A 255-nucleotide genomic window follows, 5' to 3' on the forward strand; every position below is an offset into this window, starting at 1 on the left:
TCACTTCTGAGTTCGGCATGGGGTCAGGTGGGACCACCGCGCTATCTCCGCCAGGCAAATTCTGTTTATTAACCCGCTTATCGCCGGTTAATCTAATCTGTATCAGGCTGAAAATCTTCTCTCATCCACCAAAACATCTTCGGCGTTGTAAGGTTAAGCCTCACGGTTCATTAGTACCGGTTAGCTCAACGCATCGCTGCGCTTACACACCCGGCCTATCAACGTCGTCGTCTTCAACGTTCCTTCAGGAGACTT

1 rRNA gene is annotated in these 255 nt (G+C 50.2%); it reads right to left on the reverse strand.

Going from position 1 to position 255, the window contains the following annotated elements:
* Positions 1 to 149: 149 nt before the first annotated feature.
* Positions 150 to 255, reverse strand: a 23S ribosomal RNA gene (locus C7B16_RS24400); the annotation flags it as partial.

It is taken from the genome of Escherichia sp. 20412-1 (genome assembly GCF_003027595.1).
GTDB lineage: Bacteria > Pseudomonadota > Gammaproteobacteria > Enterobacterales > Enterobacteriaceae > Escherichia > Escherichia marmotae.